General features: G+C 67.9%; 3 protein-coding genes and 2 pseudogenes. 2 read left to right on the top strand and 3 right to left on the bottom strand.

The window, feature by feature from the left end:
* A pseudogene (locus tag P409_RS28470) lies at window positions 1-400 on the top strand (lipid-A-disaccharide synthase); the annotation flags it as partial.
* Window positions 401-499: 99 nt separating this feature from the next.
* Here P409_RS28470 and P409_RS38335 read toward each other — a convergent pair.
* The 3 genes from P409_RS38335 to gltX form a co-directional block, all read right to left on the bottom strand.
* Window positions 500-709, bottom strand: coding sequence for a hypothetical protein (locus tag P409_RS38335; protein ID WP_152613592.1), 210 nt, complete (start codon window positions 707-709; stop codon window positions 500-502).
* A complete protein-coding gene (locus P409_RS28465) occupies window positions 702-2,018 on the bottom strand; it encodes a citrate synthase (protein ID WP_034846362.1) in 1,317 nt (438 codons plus the stop codon). Before P409_RS28465 ends, P409_RS38335 begins: the two co-directional genes overlap by 8 nt.
* 185 nt (window positions 2,019-2,203) lie before the next feature.
* Window positions 2,204-3,613 carry a glutamate--tRNA ligase gene (gene gltX / locus P409_RS28460; protein ID WP_034846361.1) on the bottom strand — a complete coding sequence of 470 codons (1,410 nt, stop codon included), beginning with the start codon at window positions 3,611-3,613 and terminating at the stop codon, window positions 2,204-2,206.
* Window positions 3,614-3,677: 64 nt separating this feature from the next.
* On the opposite strand from gltX, the pseudogene P409_RS28455 reads away from it, so the two are divergent.
* Window positions 3,678-4,030 (top strand): annotated as a pseudogene (locus P409_RS28455) (hypothetical protein); the annotation flags it as partial.

Below are 4,030 nucleotides of genomic sequence, written 5' to 3'. Positions count from 1 at the left end.
CGATGCCTTCGCCGCCAGCGATGCGGCGCTCGCTGCCTCCGGCACCGTGGCGCTGGAGCTGGGGCTGGCGCGGGTGCCGAGCATCATCGCCTATCGCGTCAATCCCCTCTCGGCCTTCGTCGTCCGGCGCATGCTGACGACCAAATACGCCAATCTGGTCAACATCATGCTGGACCGGCCGGCGGTGCCGGAGCTGCTGCAGGAGAACTGCACGCCGGAGAAGCTCGCGGAGGCGGTGGACCGGCTGCTGACCGATCCGGCCGCCGTCGCCGCCCAGCGCGCGGCCTATGACGAGGTGGCGCGGATGATGCGGCTGCCGGATGGTGCCGTGCCTGGCGACCGGGCGGCGCAGGTGGTGCTCGATGTGATCGGGCAGGGGCGGCGGCCGAAAACCGGCTGATCTCATATCAACGTCATTCCCGCGAAAGCGGGAATCTCTTTCGGTCGATAGCGACAAAATCCCCGCTTCCGCGGGGATGACGAAAGATAAGATGGCGGTTCAGGAAAACAGATAGGTCAGCAGCGCCGCGCCGGCCAGGACCGCGACGATGGCGGCGGCAGCGCGGAGCTTGGCGCGCAGCGGGGCCCGGTTCGTGTTCGCGGCCCGGGGCACCGCCCGGGGTATGGTCGAAATGCCGACCGGCCGGCCCGGGCGCCCTGGGGCGCGCGGGCCGGTGCGGTCGATCCGGGTGTTGCCCGGTTTAGCCACGCTCGCTCAGCGGCACGAAGTCGCGCGGCGTATGCCCGGTGAAGAGCTGGCGCGGACGCCCGATCTTCTGGTGCGGATCGCCGATCATCTCGGTCCACTGGGCGATCCAGCCGACGGTGCGGGCCACCGCGAACAGCACGGTGAACATGCTGGTCGGGAAGCCCATCGCCTTCAGGATGATGCCCGAATAGAAATCCACATTCGGGTACAGCTTGCGCTCGACAAAATACTCGTCCTCCAGCGCGATCTTCTCCAGCGCCATGGCGAGGTCGAGCAGCGGGTCCTTGATGCCGAGCTCCTCCAGCACCTCGTAGCAGGTGGCGCGCATCACCTTGGCGCGCGGGTCGTAGTTCTTGTAGACGCGGTGGCCGAAGCCCATCAGGCGGAACGGGTCGTCCTTGTCCTTGGCGCGCTTGACGAACTCGCCGACGCGGTCCTTGGAGCCGATCTCGCCCAGCATCTTCAGCACCGCCTCGTTGGCGCCGCCATGGGCCGGGCCCCACAGCGAGGCGATGCCGGCGGCGATGCAGGCGAAGGGGTTGGCGCCGCTGGAGCCGGCGAGGCGCACGGTCGAGGTCGACGCGTTCTGCTCGTGATCGGCATGCAGGATCAGGATGCGGTCCATGGCGCGGGACAGCACCGGGTTCACCTTGTACTGCTCCGCCGGCACGGCGAAGGTCATGTACAGGAAGTTCTCCGCGAAGCTGAGGTCGTTCCGCGGATACATGAAGGGCTGGCCGATCGAGTACTTGTAGGCCATGGCCGCCAGGGTCGGCAGCTTGGCGATCAGCCGGTGCGACGCGACCTCGCGCTGGCGCGGGTCATGGATGTCGGTGGAGTCGTGGTAGAAGGCCGACAGCGCGCCGGTGACGCCGCACAGCACCGCCATCGGGTGGGCGTCGCGGCGGAAGCCGCGGTAGAAGTGGTGGATCTGCTCATGCACCATCGTGTGGCGGGTGATGGTGTGCTCGAACTCCGCCTCCTGGGCTGCGTTCGGCAGCTCGCCATGGAGCAGGAGGTAGCAGACCTCGAGGAAGTTACTCTTCTCCGCCAGGTCGTCGATGGCGTAGCCGCGGTGCAGCAGGACGCCCTCGTCACCATCGATATAGGTGATCTCGCTGTCGCAGGAGCCGGTCGAGGTGAAGCCGGGATCATAGGTGAACATCCCGGTCTCCGCATACAGCTTGCGGATATCGATGACGCTCGGGCCCATGGTCCCGTCGATCACGGGCAACTCCACCGACTTGCCGGTCGAGTTGTCGGTCAGCGTGACGGTCTTCTGCGCCACGGGGGTCTTCGTATCGGGCATGACGATGTCCTTGAGCGGGGGCTTCGTACTGGAAACGCAGGTCGTCCGCTCCGTCGGCCGCGAGGATAGTCGCGCGGCGGAGCAAGATCAACGCGACTTGGGCCCTTCCAACGACAGTTCTCGATCGCCTGTTTTTTAGGCTTCTTCTGAATTACGGAACTGGATCAATGGTTTGCCAGAACCCTTTAAGAGGTGCTGGCAGCTTCGCGGATCCGGCGTAGAGCCTCGTCCCGGCCGAGGATCGCAGCCACCTCGAAGATACCTGGTGACACGTTCGATCCGGTCAATGCCGCACGCAGCGGCTGCGCCACCTTGCCCAGCTTCAGCCCCTCGGATTCGGCCAGGCGGTTGACCTCCGCCTCCAACGCGGCCTCGGTCCAGTCGTTCAGGCCGGACAGGGCCGCCAGCAGCCGGCCGAGCAGGGCGCGGGCGTCGCCGGTCAGGATCTTCAGCGCCGCCTCGTTCATCGGCAGCGGGCCGGAGCGGAGGTAGAACAAGGCGCTGTCTGACAGCTCGACCAGCGTCTTGGCGCGCTGCTTCAACCCGGTCATAGCCAGCAGCAGGATGGCGCGATCGGCATCGTCCAGTGACCGGCCTAGCGCCGTCTCCAGATTCGGCGTGATCCGCTCGAGCAGCTCGGCATCCGGCGTCTCGCGCATGTAGATGCCGTTCAGGTTCTCGAGCTTGGCGAAGTCCAGCCGCGAGGGCGACCGGCCGACACCGTCGAGATCGAACCACTCGATCGCCTTCTCGGTCGGGATCACCTCCTCGTCGCCATGGCCCCAGCCCAGCCGCAGCAGGTAGTTGCGCAGCGCCGCCGGCAGGTAGCCCATGTCGCGATAGGCCTCGATGCCCAGCGCGCCGTGCCGCTTCGACAGCTTGGCGCCGTCCGGCCCGTGGATCAGCGGGATATGGGCGAAGTCCGGCGGGGTCGCGCCGATCGCGTTGTACAGCTGCACCTGGCGGAAGGTGTTGGTCAGGTGATCGTCGCCGCGGATGATCTGGGTGATGCCCATGTCGATATCGTCGACCACCACCGACAGCATGTAGACCGGCGTGCCGTCGGCGCGCAGCAGCACCATGTCGTCCAGCTGGTCGTTCTGCACCGTGACCGGGCCCTGGACCTTGTCCTCGACCGTGGTCTCGCCGTCGCGCGGCGCGCGCAGCCGGATCACCGGGTCGACGCCCTTCGGCGCCTCGGCCGGGTCGCGGTCGCGCCAGTAGCTGGTGTAGTAGGCCCAGGGCTTGCCCTCGGCCTTGGCCTTCTCGCGCAGGGCCTCCAGCTCGGCCGGCTGAAGCCAGCAGTGATAGGCCTTGCCCTCGGCCAGCAGCTTGCGCGCCACCTCCGCGTGCCGCTCGCGCCGCTCGAACTGCGACACGATCTCCCCGTCCCAGTCCAGCCCGAACCAGGCCAGCCCGTCGATGATCTTCCGCACCGCATCCTCGCTGGAGCGGGCGCGGTCGGTGTCCTCGATGCGCAGGCGAAACACGCCGCCGTGATGGCGGGCATAGAGCCAGTTGTACAACGCCGTCCGGGCCCCGCCGATATGCAGGTAGCCGGTCGGGGAGGGGGCGAAGCGGGTCACGACCGTCATGGGCCAAATTCCACAGGTGCTGCTACGATGAATGCGAGAGGTCCATAGCATAGGCCTTCGGGCGATGGCTAATGCGGGGGCATCGGTCGGGGTTCCGAAATCCGTGCGGGCGTCGCTGTGGCGCGCCGGCACGGCCGGATGGGCTGTTGCCTGGCCGGGCTGGGGCGAGGCGGCCGAGGCCGTGTCCGGCGGCATCCGGCGCCGGCTGGTGCTGCTGGTGCCCTGCTGCCTCGGCGTCGGGATCGGCGTCTATTTCGGGCTGCCGTCGGAGCCGCCGCTGGCCGCCGGGCTGATCGCGGCGGGGCTGGCCGGGCTGCTCGTGGCGCTGCTGCACCGGCGGCCCAGGGTCGTCAGCTTCGCCGTGTTGCTGCTGGCCGTGGCGCTGGGCTTCCTGGCGGCCGAGCTGCGCACCTGCAT

It is taken from the genome of Inquilinus limosus MP06 (assembly GCF_000767795.1).
Taxonomy (GTDB): Bacteria; Pseudomonadota; Alphaproteobacteria; order DSM-16000; family Inquilinaceae; genus Inquilinus; species Inquilinus limosus_E.
The sequence above is the reverse complement of the archived record's forward strand: the minus strand, read 5'-3'. Positions and strand labels throughout refer to the sequence as shown.